This window comes from uncultured Algibacter sp., assembly GCF_947487605.1.
In the GTDB taxonomy this organism is placed as follows: domain Bacteria; phylum Bacteroidota; class Bacteroidia; order Flavobacteriales; family Flavobacteriaceae; genus Algibacter_D.
Window position 1 is genome coordinate 304,658 of sequence record NZ_CANKXK010000002.1, and the last position, 14,899, is coordinate 319,556.

At 32.2% G+C, this 14,899-nt stretch carries 17 protein-coding genes; 8 read left to right on the forward strand and 9 right to left on the reverse strand.

The genetic code is table 11. From position 1 onward, the window contains the following. The first annotated feature begins 9 nt into the window (after positions 1-9). The 4 genes from fabF (at position 10) to pyk (ending at position 4,052) form a co-directional block, all read left to right on the forward strand. Complete coding sequence (gene fabF, locus Q0739_RS03630; protein ID WP_298237332.1) at positions 10-1,260, forward strand: beta-ketoacyl-ACP synthase II; 1,251 nt, start codon at positions 10-12, stop codon at positions 1,258-1,260. 7 nt (positions 1,261-1,267) lie between these two features. Then, complete coding sequence (rnc, locus tag Q0739_RS03635) at positions 1,268-2,008, forward strand: ribonuclease III (RefSeq protein WP_298237333.1); 741 nt, start codon at positions 1,268-1,270, stop codon at positions 2,006-2,008. Positions 2,009-2,124: 116 nt separating this feature from the next. Beyond that, on the forward strand, positions 2,125-2,610 hold the full coding sequence (locus Q0739_RS03640) for an IPExxxVDY family protein (RefSeq protein WP_298237334.1): 486 nt from the start codon (positions 2,125-2,127) through the stop codon (positions 2,608-2,610). After that, the gene (pyk, locus tag Q0739_RS03645; protein WP_298237335.1) at positions 2,610-4,052 is read left to right on the forward strand and encodes a pyruvate kinase; all 1,443 of its coding nucleotides are present in this window, start codon (positions 2,610-2,612) and stop codon (positions 4,050-4,052) included. Before Q0739_RS03640 ends, pyk begins: the two co-directional genes overlap by 1 nt. 255 nt (positions 4,053-4,307) lie before the next feature. On the opposite strand, the gene Q0739_RS03650 is transcribed toward pyk, so the two are convergent. From Q0739_RS03650 to Q0739_RS03670, 5 genes are all read right to left on the reverse strand, one after another. Next, positions 4,308-4,967, reverse strand: a complete 660-nt coding sequence (locus Q0739_RS03650; RefSeq protein ID WP_298237336.1) for a pyridoxamine 5'-phosphate oxidase family protein — start codon at positions 4,965-4,967, stop codon at positions 4,308-4,310. A gap of 2 nt (positions 4,968-4,969) precedes the next feature. Then, the gene (locus tag Q0739_RS03655) at positions 4,970-5,485 is read right to left on the reverse strand and encodes a GNAT family N-acetyltransferase (protein ID WP_298237337.1); all 516 of its coding nucleotides are present in this window, start codon (positions 5,483-5,485) and stop codon (positions 4,970-4,972) included. Positions 5,486-5,487: 2 nt separating this feature from the next. Continuing rightward, the gene (locus Q0739_RS03660; RefSeq protein WP_298237338.1) at positions 5,488-5,778 is read right to left on the reverse strand and encodes a DUF1272 domain-containing protein; all 291 of its coding nucleotides are present in this window, start codon (positions 5,776-5,778) and stop codon (positions 5,488-5,490) included. 30 nt (positions 5,779-5,808) lie between these two features. Further along, on the reverse strand, positions 5,809-6,309 hold the full coding sequence (locus tag Q0739_RS03665) for a GNAT family protein (RefSeq protein ID WP_298237339.1): 501 nt from the start codon (positions 6,307-6,309) through the stop codon (positions 5,809-5,811). An 86-nt stretch (positions 6,310-6,395) separates the two neighbouring features. Continuing rightward, positions 6,396-6,848, reverse strand: coding sequence for a pyridoxamine 5'-phosphate oxidase family protein (locus Q0739_RS03670; protein ID WP_298237340.1), 453 nt, complete (start codon positions 6,846-6,848; stop codon positions 6,396-6,398). Between the two features lie 82 nt (positions 6,849-6,930). Between Q0739_RS03670 and Q0739_RS03675 the strand changes: the two genes are divergently transcribed. Continuing rightward, on the forward strand, positions 6,931-8,427 hold the full coding sequence (locus tag Q0739_RS03675) for a PLP-dependent aminotransferase family protein (protein ID WP_298237341.1): 1,497 nt from the start codon (positions 6,931-6,933) through the stop codon (positions 8,425-8,427). On the opposite strand, the gene dinB is transcribed toward Q0739_RS03675, so the two are convergent. After that, complete coding sequence (gene dinB / locus Q0739_RS03680) at positions 8,399-9,499, reverse strand: DNA polymerase IV (RefSeq protein WP_298237342.1); 1,101 nt, start codon at positions 9,497-9,499, stop codon at positions 8,399-8,401. The genes Q0739_RS03675 and dinB overlap by 29 nt on opposite strands. A gap of 57 nt (positions 9,500-9,556) precedes the next feature. Here dinB and Q0739_RS03685 point away from each other — a divergent pair, with 57 nt between their 5' ends. From Q0739_RS03685 to Q0739_RS03695, 3 genes are read left to right on the forward strand one after another with little or no spacing between them, the layout of a single operon-like run. Then, on the forward strand, positions 9,557-10,159 hold the full coding sequence (locus Q0739_RS03685; RefSeq protein WP_298237343.1) for a DUF2238 domain-containing protein: 603 nt from the start codon (positions 9,557-9,559) through the stop codon (positions 10,157-10,159). Continuing rightward, positions 10,156-10,623, forward strand: a complete 468-nt coding sequence (locus Q0739_RS03690; protein ID WP_298237344.1) for a CYTH domain-containing protein — start codon at positions 10,156-10,158, stop codon at positions 10,621-10,623. The genes Q0739_RS03685 and Q0739_RS03690 overlap by 4 nt, the downstream gene beginning before the upstream one ends. Positions 10,624-10,636: 13 nt before the next feature. Continuing rightward, complete coding sequence (locus Q0739_RS03695) at positions 10,637-11,176, forward strand: YciI family protein (protein ID WP_298237345.1); 540 nt, start codon at positions 10,637-10,639, stop codon at positions 11,174-11,176. A 51-nt stretch (positions 11,177-11,227) separates the two neighbouring features. On the opposite strand, the gene Q0739_RS03700 is transcribed toward Q0739_RS03695, so the two are convergent. From Q0739_RS03700 to Q0739_RS03710, 3 genes are all read right to left on the reverse strand, one after another. Then, on the reverse strand, positions 11,228-11,689 hold the full coding sequence (locus tag Q0739_RS03700; protein ID WP_298237346.1) for a hypothetical protein: 462 nt from the start codon (positions 11,687-11,689) through the stop codon (positions 11,228-11,230). Between the two features lie 57 nt (positions 11,690-11,746). Further along, complete coding sequence (gene pbpC, locus Q0739_RS03705) at positions 11,747-14,098, reverse strand: penicillin-binding protein 1C (RefSeq protein WP_298237347.1); 2,352 nt, start codon at positions 14,096-14,098, stop codon at positions 11,747-11,749. A gap of 64 nt (positions 14,099-14,162) precedes the next feature. Next, positions 14,163-14,879 carry a DUF2071 domain-containing protein gene (locus Q0739_RS03710; protein WP_298237348.1) on the reverse strand — a complete coding sequence of 239 codons (717 nt, stop codon included), beginning with the start codon at positions 14,877-14,879 and terminating at the stop codon, positions 14,163-14,165. Between the last annotated feature and the right edge of the window lie 20 nt (positions 14,880-14,899).

Below are 14,899 nucleotides of genomic sequence, written 5' to 3' on the forward strand. Positions count from 1 at the left end.
AAATACTTTATGGAATTAAAGCGAGTTGTAGTCACAGGATTAGGGGCTTTAACACCTATTGGCAATACCAAAGATGAATATTGGGAAGGCTTAATTAGTGGAAAAAGTGGTGCTGCGCCTATAACATATTATGATACCGAGAAGTTTAAAACGAAATTCGCATGCGAATTAAAGAACTTCAATGCAACCGACTTTCTAGACAGAAAAGAGGCTCGAAAAATGGATAAATTTGCACAATACGCTATGGTAGCTGCAGATGAAGCTATTGAAGACGCCAAATTAAATCTAGAAGAAGTCAATAAGTTGCGAGTAGGTGTTATATGGGGAGCAGGAATTGGAGGATTAGAAACTTTTCAGCAGGAAGTATTAAACTTTGCTGATGGTGATGGATCTCCAAGATTTAACCCATTCTTTATTCCTAAAATGATTGCTGACATTGCGCCAGCAAACATTTCTATTAAGCACGGTTTTATGGGGCCTAACTATACTACGGTTTCAGCGTGTGCTTCTTCGGCTAATGCCATATTTGATGCTTTAAACTCAATTCGTTTAGGGCATTGTGACGTTGTTGTTACAGGAGGAAGTGAAGCGGCTGTTACTATAGCTGGTATGGGAGGTTTTAATGCGATGCACGCCTTATCTACAAGAAATGAAAGTCCAGAAACAGCATCTCGTCCATTTGATGGAACAAGAGATGGTTTTGTTTTAGGCGAAGGTGCAGGAGCACTAGTTTTAGAAGATTATGAGCATGCAAAAGCAAGAGGAGCAAAAATATATGCTGAAGTAGCAGGGGGTGGATTATCTTCTGATGCTTACCATATGACGGCACCTCACCCAGAAGGCATTGGTGTAATTGCAGTGATGAAAAACTGTTTAGAAAACGCAGGACTTAAACCAGAAGATGTTGACCATATTAATACACATGGTACATCTACTCCTTTAGGAGATGTGGCTGAGTTAAAGGCGATTTCTAATGTATTTGGAGAACATGCAAAAAATATAAATATTAATTCAACCAAATCAATGACAGGTCACCTCTTAGGTGCGGCGGGAGCTATTGAAGCAATTTCGGTTATTTTGGCTATGGAACACGGTGTTGTTCCACCAACAATTAACCATACTACCGTTGATGAAAACATTGATCCAGAATTAAATTTAACACTAAACAAAGCTCAAAAAAGAGATGTTAAAGTAGCTATGAGTAATACATTTGGATTTGGCGGTCATAACGCTTGTGTAGTATTCAAAAAAATTAATTAAATCCCGAATGAATCTCATTCGTAACATACTAAATTCCCGTTTTCAAAAAAACGGGAGTTTTTTTATGGAATTAACTAAAATACTAGGGTTTAAGCCTAAAAAAATAAAGGTTTACCAAAAAGCATTTACACATCGTTCAATGAATATAAAAGACAGTAAAGGAAATGCTGTTAATTACGAACGATTGGAGTTTTTGGGTGACGCTATGTTAAGTTCTGTTATTGCTTCGCACTTATATCTAGAAGTCCCAAGTGGTGATGAAGGTTATTTAACTAAAATGCGATCTAAAATAGTAAGTAGAGAGCATTTAAACGAATTAGGTAAAGATCTTAATCTTATTAACTTAGTCGAAAGTAAAATTCCTTCAGGACAGTTTGGAGACAATATACATGGTAATTTATTTGAAGCTTTGGTTGGAGCTATCTTTTTAGATAAAGGATATAAATATTGCGAAAATTTTATTTTTAAACGCGTTATTATTCCATACGTAGATATTGAAAAACTAGAAGGTAAGGTGATAAGTTATAAGAGCTTACTTATAGAATGGTGTCAAAAGGAAAAGAAAACTTTTGGCTATAATGTTTATGAAGACACTGGCAATGATGAAGCACGACATTTTTCTGTTAAGCTATCAATAGATGGCAAAATTGTTGCTAAAGCGAGAGCAACATCAAAAAAGAAAGCTGAAGAGAAAGCTTCAAAACGAGCGTTTTTCGTTTTTCAAAGTAGAATGTCTAAAATGATATAAATAATTTTTGTTATAATCATACTATAACGTTTTAGTTACATTTCTTCTTATCATTGTATCGTTGGTATCATCTATAAGTTTTAGAAGTACTATATTTACGCCGATAATTATAAGTTATGGCTGTTCACAAACTTATTCTTGATGATGTTTTTAATGAGGTAGATTATACCTTGATAGGAATACATTGTACCGTAGAAGATTATCGAGTGGCTTATCTTTTAAATAAATATTTAGGGATAAACTTAACAAGAAAGAAACACGATTTAGATTTTAATAATAGTAAATCAAATTATGCTATTTTTGAGTGGGAAGATAAAAAACATTTAACTACTTGGAACTTGGTTTCAAATATATGTAAGCGAGAAGAGTTACAAAATAACATTGCGGAATCATTATTTGATTTACATGCATCAATTACAAAAACTTTTAATTTAGTGCCTGAATATAAGCAGGTTAATTATTTTTTAAAAGTGGATAATGAGTTCAATCACACAAAAGAAAAATACATACTAAATCGAGTTTTAAGTATTCCTCAAATTGTAACAGCCTACTCTATTGACATAAGTCAATTAAAATCTAAAGACAATTTAATTTTTTACTAATGCCAAAAACAAAGAAAACCAAAATAGTAGCAACGTTAGGTCCTGCTTCAAGTACCCGAGAGGTATTAAAAGGCATGCTAGATGAAGGGGTTAATGTATTCAGAATAAATTTCTCTCATGCAGATTATACAGATGTTTCTCAAAGAATCGAAATGATACGTTCACTTAACGATGAATTTGGATACAACGCGTCAATATTAGCAGATTTACAAGGCCCAAAACTTCGTGTTGGAGTGATGAAAGAGGAAGTTGTAGTTAATCCAGATGATGAAATTATTTTCGCTACAGGCGAGCGTTTTGAAGGAACTAAAGAACGTGTTTATATGACATATGATCGTTTTCCTCAAGATGCAAAACCAGGAGAACGTATTTTATTAGATGATGGAAAGCTAATATTTGAAGTCGTTTCAACAGATAAGAAAAGTGAAGTAACGGCAAAAGTAATACAAGGAGGGCCTTTAAAATCTAAAAAAGGGGTAAACCTGCCAAACACAAATATATCACAGCCTGCACTTACAGAAAAAGATATCGAAGATGCTATTTTTGCAATAGGTCAAGATGTCGATTGGATAGCATTGTCTTTTGTAAGACATGCAGAAGACCTTATGCAGCTTCGTGATTTAATAAATGAACATAGCGATCATAAAATTCCAATTATTGCAAAAATTGAAAAACCAGAAGCTGTAGAGAATATAGATAAAATTGTGGCACATTGTGATGGTTTAATGGTAGCACGTGGTGATTTGGGTGTGGAAGTACCCGCTGAGGAAGTCCCATTAATTCAAAAACAATTAGTACTTCGAGCTAAAAAGGCTAGAATACCTGTTATCATTGCTACACAAATGATGGAAACCATGATTTCTAGCTTAACGCCTACTAGGGCAGAGGTTAATGACGTAGCAAATTCGGTTATGGATGGTGCAGATGCTGTAATGCTTTCTGGAGAAACTTCAGTAGGGAGTTATCCAGTTGAGGTTATCAGACAGATGTCCGATATTTTAAAAAGTGTTGAGGACTCGAACCTTATTCAAGTCCCGCAATTACCACCACACATTAGAACCAATAGGTATATTACAAAATCCATTTGTTATCATGCAGCAAATATGGCAAACGAAATAAATGCGAAAGCTATTTCAACCTTGACTAACAGTGGTTATACCGCATTTCAAATATCTGCTTGGAGACCGTCATGCCATATTTTAGTATTCACTTCTAACAAACGAATTTTAACAAGACTCAGTTTGCTTTGGGGTGTAAAAGCTTTTTATTATGATAAGTTTGTAAGTACAGATGAGACTATAGAAGATGTAAATGCCATAGCTTGTAAAAAGGGATATTTAGATGTTGGAGATATGTTAATTAGTTTAGCTGCAATGCCTATTCAAGATAAAGGAATGGTGAATACTTTAAGAGTTACCGAAATAAAAACCTGTAGTTTTTAAAGTTATTATAAATATATGGGCGCCTGCCTGCTAGTAGGCAGGTTACCACAAGGGTCGCGCTTTTATTCATGGTTTTTAATTTTAAATTAAGGGATTCATGAATATAAATGTTTCACTATATCTTTTAAATAGAAAAAAACTGCTTTTAGGCAGTTTTTTTCTATTTAAAAGGATAAGTTTATCCTGAGCGCAGTCGAAGGGTTTCAATCGCTAACGCATTTATTTGCTAACTTTTATTTCAAGCATCAAGCGTCATTATTTATTTTGCTGGTAATAATCTAAAACATGTTTCGGGATTTCCATCTTTTGAGGTAATCCTTTATCAGGTATTGGATATTCAGCTACCTGTTTTAAGGGTACTAAACCAGCCCAAACATCCAAATTATAATCTTCTGGTTCATCCCCAACACCAACATCTCTAATTTTTGCAGAAGCCGTTTCAATAGTCATTTCAACAACCATCGTTCTGTCTAACTCTTTTTTATGCATAGGCCTAATACCATCCCAACGCCCAGTCATCATATGTTCCATAAAACAAGCAAGAGCAGCTTCTTTTTCTTTAGGATTTTCAAGATTTTTAATAGAACCAAATAAAGTAGCTGAACGATAATTTACAGAATGATGTAATCCAGAACGTGCTAAAACTAAAGCATCTAAATGCATAACGGTCATACTCATTTGTTTTGCTTCTAATAAAGCCAATAACATGCGGTTAGCTTGAGAGCCATGTAAGTAAATTTTATCTTCTTTTCTTCCGTATGCCATTGGTAGCGTAATGGCCCTTTCTTGGTATATATAGCTTACATAGCCTATAAAACCTGCATCTAATATTGAATTGATTTTTTCAACATCATAGGTAGCTCTAATTTGTCCACGTTTTATTCTGTTCAGTTTTGATTTTGAATAGTCTTTCATTGTTATAATGCTTTAGCAAAAATTTGATTTGGGTAATTACTGTCTCCAACAAAATAATTAATGGTTCCAATATCTTTGAAGCCATTTTTTTTATAAAAATTAATGCCTCTTTTATTTTTATAATAAGCAGTTAACCAGATGTCTTTGTATTTTAAATCCATTGCTTTTTGTAATACAATGTCTTGTAGTTTAGAACCTATTTTTAAACCAATAAAATCATTCAGAATATAAAGTCTTTCTAGTTTGCAAGAATTAACATCTAATTTTAATGGATGTTTCATGTTCAAACAAAGTTTTGCAAAACCAATTGGTAATTCATCAGAAAAAACAATCCAAAATAAGATATCGTCATCATTCAATTCTTCTCTTATTTTAGAAACCGAATGGTGCTGATTAAAAAAATCAAGTAAATGTTTTTTATTCTCTATATATTCTCCGTGAGATTCTGAATAGGTAACCCTTCCTAATAAAGCAATATGAATTGCATCAGATGGTATTGCTCTTCTTATTTCTATCATTTCTATCTGTTTTCTGGAGGACTATTTTTAAATCTATTTGAATTTATTTTGGCTTTTTCTAAATCTTTTGGTTTAAAAATGCGTTTTATTGACGCAGGATTATTTTCAATTTCCTTTTGTGGTCTAATAGGACGTTCAACAAAATTTCCTGAACAACTCGGACATACATTTTCAAATATCTCAAGAGCACATGTTTTACAGTAAGTGCATTCAAAAGAACATATCATTGCTTCAGAAGATTTGTTTGGTAAATCTTTGTTACAGTGCTCACAATTTGGTCTTATTTCTAGCATACTAGAACTATTTATTTGGTGTTATTTTAACTATTCATCTTTTAACTTTACCCATATATAATCGTCAATTATTTTTCCGTTTTTTATAACAGCATTCTTCCTGATGCTTTCTAAATAATATCCATTTTTCTTTAACACCTTCATTGAAGGTTTATTAAAGTCAAAAACTCCAGCAACAATTCTTATAACATCAAAATGTTCAAATACATATGCTGTCATTTTTTTAACAGCTTGCGTAGCCAACCCCATTCCCCAGTATTTTTTTGAAATAAAATATCCAATTTCTGCATTTAAACGAAAAACATCATTTTTTAATGTAATTCCTATCTCTCCAGCAATCTCATTATTCCAATAAATAAGAAATCGTTCTTCTGGGGTTTTTCCAATAACTTCAGTTATAAATTCTACCGCGTCTTTTTCAGTATATGGATTTGGTGTACTATCATATCCGTTATCAAGTATTTCAGGCACATTTTTCAGTTTTGCAAACTCTTTTGCAAACTCAATTTTATGTGGTTTAAATTCCATCATAGGCTTACTTTTAATAAATCATTTCTTATTATGAGGTTTATTATAATTCATATTAAGCCTTAATAATACCTGTTTCTTTAACTTTTTTAAATCTTATATGCTTTTTTTGCACTTTCAATTTGTTCTTTTTCTGTTGTTTCAGGATACAAAATATATTTAGGTGCAATAATTGGTTTGACCTGTTCTACTTCGATTTCTGTAATAGTTTGGAAAGGAAATTTTCCTCCAGTCATTTCAGTTAATATTTGTTTCATTTCAAAAAAATTAAGATCAGTTTTTCTAATAATTTTTGCTTTTCCCTTCATTTGAAATCCTTTTTGGATTAGAATATCAATAAAACTAATACATACATTTTCGTTTTGTTTAATATTACTAACGGTTTGTGGCGAAGCGATATTTGCAACAATTATTTTGTTTTTCCTGTAATAGCTAAAAATTTCTTTTGGCGAAACATTCGGAATGTTTTCAGATGATACTGTAGCAAGCCAACATAAAACACTTCTATTTATATATTTTTTATTTTCTGTAGTTAAGTCCATTTATTTTGTGCTTTTACATTTCAAAAATATTATATTTATGGACTGTTGTAGTCATCCAGAATTAATATAATTAGTAGTCCAGATGTTTCCGTTTAAAACCAGTATTCAATTTAATAGAAAAAGTAATCAGGCATTGTATCTGCAGTTAGCAAATCAGATTATTCAATTTATTAAAAATCAAACTTTATCGCCTAATACTAAACTCCCAGGAAGTAGAACTTTAGCAGAACTATTAAATGTTCATAGAAAGACAATTGTGGCTTGTTATGAAGAATTATTGCTACAAGGATGGGTAGAAAGTATTCCTAAAAAAGGAACGTTTGTGCTTAGTAATCTACCCGTATTACATCAACAAAAGTTAGATGATTCTGTAGTCTCTGATTTAATAACACAAACTGGTTTTTCTTTTTATAAGAATAGTATTTTACCTGAAAAATCTGTTAAAAAGATTGATGGTTTTATGTATTTGAATGATGGAATTTCTGATGGAAGATTAACACCAGTTGATGAAATTGCAAGAACATACAGAAGAATATCCGCTAAAAAAAATGTGTTCGAACATTTGTCTTATGGCGCAACTTACGGTAATGAGTCTTTACGTGAAGTTTTAGTCGATTACTTAAATACTACAAGAGGCTTACATATTGCTAAAGAAAATATATTGATTACCCGTGGCAGTCAAATGGGAATATGGTTATCGTCGCAATTATTACTTAAAAATGATGATATTGTTGTTATTGGAAATACCAATTATGCATCTGCTGATTCTACTTTTTTATACCAAAAAGCAAAGTTAGAACGTGTTATGGTTGACGAAAACGGCATGGTAACTGATGATATTGAAAAGCTTTGTAAACAAAAGCAAATTAAAGCTGTTTATGTAACATCACATCATCATCATCCAACAACAGTAACGCTTTCTGCAAAACGAAGAATTCATCTTTTAAACCTTTCAAGAACATATAATTTTGCCATTATTGAAGACGATTACGATTACGATTTTAACTATAACCACGCTCCAATTCTACCATTGGCTAGTCATGATACAAACGGAAACGTCATTTACATAGGGTCTGTTTGTAAAACGGTTGCCCCAGTTTTTAGAATAGGCTATTTAATTGCCTCAAAAGAATTTGTAGATGAAGCTTCTAAGTTAAGAGGTTATATAGATAGACAAGGTGATGCTCTATTAGAATTAACATTTGCTAGTTTTATAAAATCTGGTGATTTAGATAGGCATATCCGTAAAGTGATGAAAATTTACAAACAACGACGGGATTTATTTTGTAAACTTTTAAAAGCGCAATTAAACGATTGTTTTGAATTTGAAATTCCAAAAGGAGGAATGGCCGTTTGGGTAAAATTAAACCCAAAGTATTCATGGAAAAACATTTCAGAAGAAGCAAAAAAGCACAACTTAGAAATTGGTAATTGGCAACGTTATGATAGTGCTAAGTTAAACCATAATTGTATAAGAATTGGTTTTGCAACATATAACGAAAAAGAAATTCATGAATTGATAAATCGATTTAAGAAAACAATAGACGGTATTAAAACTCAAACCTCAACTGCACACTAACATGCTTTTTTGCCTCGGGTTTCTTCTTTTTTTCAGTATTCAAATTAGACATAGAAATCCCTAATAAACGCACAGAATTATTCAACTTTTCTTGATACAATAAATCTTTTGCAGTTTCTAAAATAACGCCTTTATTACTTATATAATATGGCAATGTTTTACTTCGTGTTTGTAACGTAAAATCACTGTATTTAATTTTTAAAGTTACCGTTTTTCCAGCTACGTTACTTTTTAATAATCTACGCGAAACCTCTTCAGCAATATGCTCTAATTTTTCAAGCATAAATATTTCAGATGATAAGTTTTCACTAAATGTACGTTCTGCAGCTAAACTCTTTCTGGTTCTGTGTGGTTTCACTTCACTATTATGAATGCCTCTAACAATGTAGTAATAGTAGCGTCCTGATTTTCCAAAGTTTTCATCCAGATATTCTAACGATTTCTGTTTTAAATCCAACCCAGTAAAAATGCCTTTTTGATACATTTTTTCGGCAGTTACTTTACCAACGCCATAAAATTTTCTAATATCAAGCTGTTCTAAAAACTCTAGGACTTCTTCTGGATTAACGGTTTTTTGGCCGTTGGGTTTATTATAATCACTTGCTACTTTGGCTATAAATTTATTAATTGAAATTCCAGCAGAAGCGGTTAAACCTACTTCGTTAAAAATACGAGATCTAATCTCCTCTGCTATCATAGAAGCACTTGGGTTTCCTTTTTTATTTTTAGTGACATCTAAATAGGCTTCATCTAACGATAATGGTTCTACCAAATCAGTATAATCATAAAAAATACTTCTAATTTTTTTGGATATTTCGGAGTATCTATCAAAATGAGGACGTACAAAAATTAGTTCTGGACACAATTTTTCAGCTAAACGTCCAGCCATAGCACTTTTTACACCAAATTTTCGCGCTTCGTAACTTGCAGCACTTATAACTCCTCGCTTTCCACCTCCACCAACAGCAATAGGTTTTCCTTTTAAATCAGGATTATCCATTTGCTCTACAGACGCATAAAACGCATCCATATCTACATGAATAATTTTCCGTATTGGTGAATTGATAGACATTATTGATTGTTGTATCTACCAAAAATAAGATATCTTTGATAGAGATTATCCCAATAAATGAAACTAATTTATACACTTCTTGCTTTAATCATATTATTACTTATTTGGTCTGCAATCAATCCTTTTGAATACTTTACATGGTTTTTAGAAGTCTTGCCAGCTATTATTGGCATATTGGTTTTAGCATTCACTTTTAATTCCTTTCGGTTTACAAATCTTATTTATGTTTTAGTTTTTGTGCATTGTATCATATTAATAGTTGGTGGCCACTATACATATGCAGAAGTGCCATGGTTTGATTGGATTCAAGAAACATTTAATCAAACCCGAAATAATTATGATAAACTAGGACATTTTGCCCAAGGTTTTGTTCCAGCTATGATTACTAGAGAGCTACTATTGCGTAAAAACGTTGTAGAAAAAAAAGGGTGGTTACATTTTATTGTAGTTTGTATTGCTTTAGCCATTAGTGCAGCTTATGAATTTATAGAATGGGGCGTATCTTTATCAACTGGTGAAGGCGGAGATTCATTTTTAGGAACTCAAGGCTATATTTGGGATACCCAATCCGATATGTTATATGCAACCATTGGAGCAATAACAGCATTAGTTTTGTTAAGTAAAACGCATAATAAACAATTAAAAGAAATCAAAAATTGATAGAAATAGAACGTAAATTTTTAGTGCTTTCTAATGGCTTTAAAAAAGAGGCTTTTAAATCGACTAGAATAATTCAAGGGTTTCTAAATACTCATAAAGAACGAACGGTTCGCGTTAGATTAAGAGGAGAAATGGGGTTTTTAACAGTAAAAGGAAGATCTTCTACAGATGGGTTATCTCGATTTGAATGGGAAAAAAAAATTAGCGATACAGAAGCCAAGTCGCTTTTAAATTTATGTGAAAAAGGAATTATTGATAAAATAAGATACGAGATAAAAGTTGGGTTTCATATATTTGAAGTTGATGAGTTTTTTGGTGATAATGAAGGGTTGATAATTGCTGAGGTAGAATTGAATGCTAAAAACGAAACTTTTAATAAACCTGATTGGCTAGGAGAAGAAGTAACAGGAGATATAAAATACTATAATTCACAGTTAAGTAAACAACCTTATAAATATTGGTAATAAATGTAATATTATGAAAAAATTGATTTTCCTTTTAGTCTTTTCTATGATTCTTTTTTCTTGTAAGGAAGAAGCCAAAGCAGTAACCCCCGATTTAAATGACATTGAAACAGCGACTATCGAAGAAAATGATAGTGATGTAGTTAAAAATCAAGAGATTAAAAAATCAACAAAACAAATAAAAGAAGCGCTTACTCAAAAGGGCTTCAAAATATTTGATTATGTTGATGAAGAAACCAAGGATACTATTTTAATGCAACAATATTTTATGGCTTTTTTAAAGAAAGGACCAATTCGAGGGCAAAATGAAGAAGAATCAGCTGAATTACAAACACAACATTTAGCACATTTAACTAAAATGTATGAATTAGGGTATGCTGATATTTCTGGACCTTTTGGGGATGATGGCGACATTCGAGGAATTACCATTTACAATGTGCCAACTTTAAAAATGGCGGATAGTCTAGCAAATTCAGACCCTATGGTAAAAGCAGGACGTTTGGAAATAGAAATTCATCCTTGGTGGGCTGCAAAAGGGTTTCCTTTACGATAATCTATATGTAAAATATAATTCTACAATTATAAAAACTTTAATTTACAGTAATTACTTAGTAATTGTTACTAAATAATTCCAAGTATCAAAATCTTCTAATGTTTGGGCTATACCATTATAATGAGCAGTATTTGGTTTAAAAAAAATGCTGCCACATGCCTCTGATCCAATAAATTCGCCACTTAAATTTAACGAAAGGATATCCGTTGTAGAATTAGATAATTGAATTTCATATGTATTATCTCCCTCATTACCTACAACTGTTACTAAAATAAGATTTTCGAATTCTGGATTGTTTTTAAAAAAAGGATCTGGATTTGTATAACCATTAAAAGTAACTTCAATATCGTCGGAATTGTAGGTTCCATTTTCAATTAAATTATTACCATCGTTATCAACTAAATTAATAAAAACGATTCTAGATGGAATGGGGTCGCCATAGCAAATTATATCATCATTCGTTTTACAAGATTGTACTAGCAGAAAACAGAATAGTAAAATAAAATATCTCATTATTTTTTATTTTATAGATAAGTATTTCTTTTTAAGGTTGCGTCTAAAATCAAATTATTATTCCGAAATCTCAAACCAACGCTTCGCCTCATTACCAAATTCATCTACCACAGTAATTTTATGTTTTCCTTGTTTTGGCTTCACAGCCAATTCATGAATCTCTTTTGTGCTACCAACATATGTCTCGTCAACATACCAAAACACTGTGCTTTCCCGTTTGGAGTGGGCAATTTTTAAAATAAGATCATTTGTTTCTCCATCAAAATCTTTAGGTAAGAAAATAGTGTTATTCGCTTTGGGATAAATAAACTCAATTGAAACGGTATGTTCACCTAAACAGTCATTTCTAAATTTTGGTAAAGGTTTGTAAAAAGGGTTTTTAGTTTTGTAATAATAAGCCATTAAAGGAGGTAAAACAAACCATGATTTATGCCTTATATTTGATAAATCTTCGCATGAAGCATTCACTTGAAAGTTTTCATTTTTATCCACATGAACTAAAATATGAAACGGACAAGGTTTCGTTTTTAATCCGCTAAGTTGAATATATTTTTCTTCAACCTCATCACAATTCTGTAATGCACGATAACCACTTTGTTTGCATATTGAAACCTCCTGCATCTCATCAAAAGGTTTTGCAAACCAATCGCTATTTGGTAATACATCAAACACATCAAAAAGTATAGGAGCGGCCGTTTGTACGCCTACCAATCCTGGTCGTCCTTCACCATCTGCATTTCCTACCCAAACACCAACAACATAATCTTTGGTGGTACCAATAGCCCAAGCGTCTCGAAAGCCAAAACTGGTGCCAGTTTTCCAAGCAATTTGTTTAGAGTCATCAAAAAAGGCCCAACTCTCATCGCTTTCAGGACGGTTTACTTCTTTTAAACTTTCATAAGTCAAGTATATGGAAGCAGCATCAAAAAGAGTTTTATCGGAGGTTTTCTTTCCAAAATCAATAGTTTCCGAAGCCAAAAACGTAGGGTCGCAAAATTCATTTGAAAAATATTCACTAGAATTTTCAGAAAAATGATTTAAGGTTGAAGAGAGTGCTGCATAACTTTTGCATAAATCCCACAAGTTACTTTCAGCGCCACCCAAGGCTAAAGATAAACCATAATGATTGGCATTGTATTTTAAATCTTTAAGATTTAATTGCTTTAAATAATGATAGAAACGATCCAAGCCAAATTCCTGTAACATTCTAACCGCAGGAACATTTAAAGACCGCGATAAGGCACGACTTGCGGGCACCGCACCCGCGTAACTTTTATCATAATTTTCTGGATTATAACTTCCAAATTGTGTGGGTATATCTGCTACTAAAGTATTTGGTAATAAATCGCCACTGTCTAACATGGCAGCATATAGAAAGGGTTTTAAAATACTCCCCGTGCTTCTTGGTTTATCAATAATATCAACATCTTTTTGATGGCTTTTATCAGTTGGTGTATTACCAACATAAGCTAAAACATGTCTTGTTTTTACATCTAAAACTAAAACCGAAGCATTATAAATTTCATTTTGACTTAATTGATTGTAATGTGTTTTTACAATACGATTAACACGCTCTTGAAGGCTTTTGTCTATAGTTGTTTCTACGTATTTTCCATTATGAGTTTGCGCTACTTTATGCAATAAATGCGGAGCTATTTGAGGTAACGGATAGGGTTTTTGTGGTAAACCTTCTGCTATCGAAAGCTGATAAGTAAGCGAATCTATAATCGTGTTTTCTAAAAGTTTCTTTAAGAGTCTGTTTCGTTTTTTTAATAAACGCTCTTGGTTTTTCCCTGGATATATTAAACTTGGTGCATTGGGCAATACAGCAAGAGTAGCACTTTCTGCCCAAGATAAATTGTTAGCATTCCTATTAAAATAACGCCATGAAGCAGCATCTAAACCAACCACATTTCCCCCAAAAGGGGCATTGCTAGAATAATAGGCTAGAATTTCATCTTTAGAATCTCGAAGTTCTAGTCTGGTGGCCAAAATAATCTCTTTTATTTTTTCAAAATATGTTCTAGATTGCCCTTTTCTAGACAAGCGAATTACCTGTTGAGTTAAAGTACTGCCACCACGCTTTACGCCCCCAGACTTTAAATTATCTCGTAACGCCTTAAAAATTGAAATAGGATTAAACCCAGGGTGTTTGTAAAAATAAGCATCTTCAAACTGAATGATACAGGTTTTAAATTTTTTAGGAACACTATCATTATGCGGAAATCGCCACTGTCCATCTTTGGCAATTTGGGCACCTAACAATTCATTCTTTGAACCCGTAATAACGGTTGCTGTGGGGTCTTTAAAAAGTTGATTTGGTAAGCAGAATAGATAAACAATAAACAGAACAACAATAATTGCTGATTTAACCTGATGCTTTTTTATGTAGTTAATTAACCTTGCCACTTAAAATATATACTCGAAGCATTTATGTTTAGATGTATTTTAAGATAATTTTATAATAGTGCGGTTAATATTTTTTCTTATCCCAAGTTAATACCTGAACACCACTAGAATAATGAACCTTGTCGGGTTGATTATTTATTAAATGACTAAATCTAGGATAATTCAAATTTAGGCTCTTAATATTTATTTTTAGCATGGGCCATTCCACATGATGCACATCATATTCAATTAAATAATTTTTATAATCTTGAAAAACCGCATAACGTTCTGTAAGCCATAAATCGACGGCATCTTTTTTAACAGGGGCATTTATTAATTCGTATTCGATATTAAATGTGTCTTTAAATTTATTATTTTCTGAATTAAAAATAAACTTAGTTCTCCTCATTTTTGAAAAACGATAAGGAAACTTAGAAAGTGCTTTTAAAATAGTACAAGATGCTTTTTTACTCCCCTCCATACTCAAAAAATAAACACTAGGCTTTCCTTCACTAACAATATAAACGCGGATGTTTATCTCTTGAAAATCTGAAATATGGGGTATTTTAGGTAAGCTTCTAACGCCAATGTTGTTCATGTTAAATGCCACTAAACTAACCCAAGTTTTCTCGTTAATAATATCTAGTGTAATACCTTTTGGAAGACAAGGTTCAATTAATTCTGGAGCGACTTCCCAATGTAAAAAAATGGCTTTATTCCATTCTTGGTAGAACTTCCATGATCGTTTGGGGTAATCAAAAGGTCTGTGTAACTTATGTTCTAATATTTGAGTCGAATTCATAAATTAAACGCTATATTTCA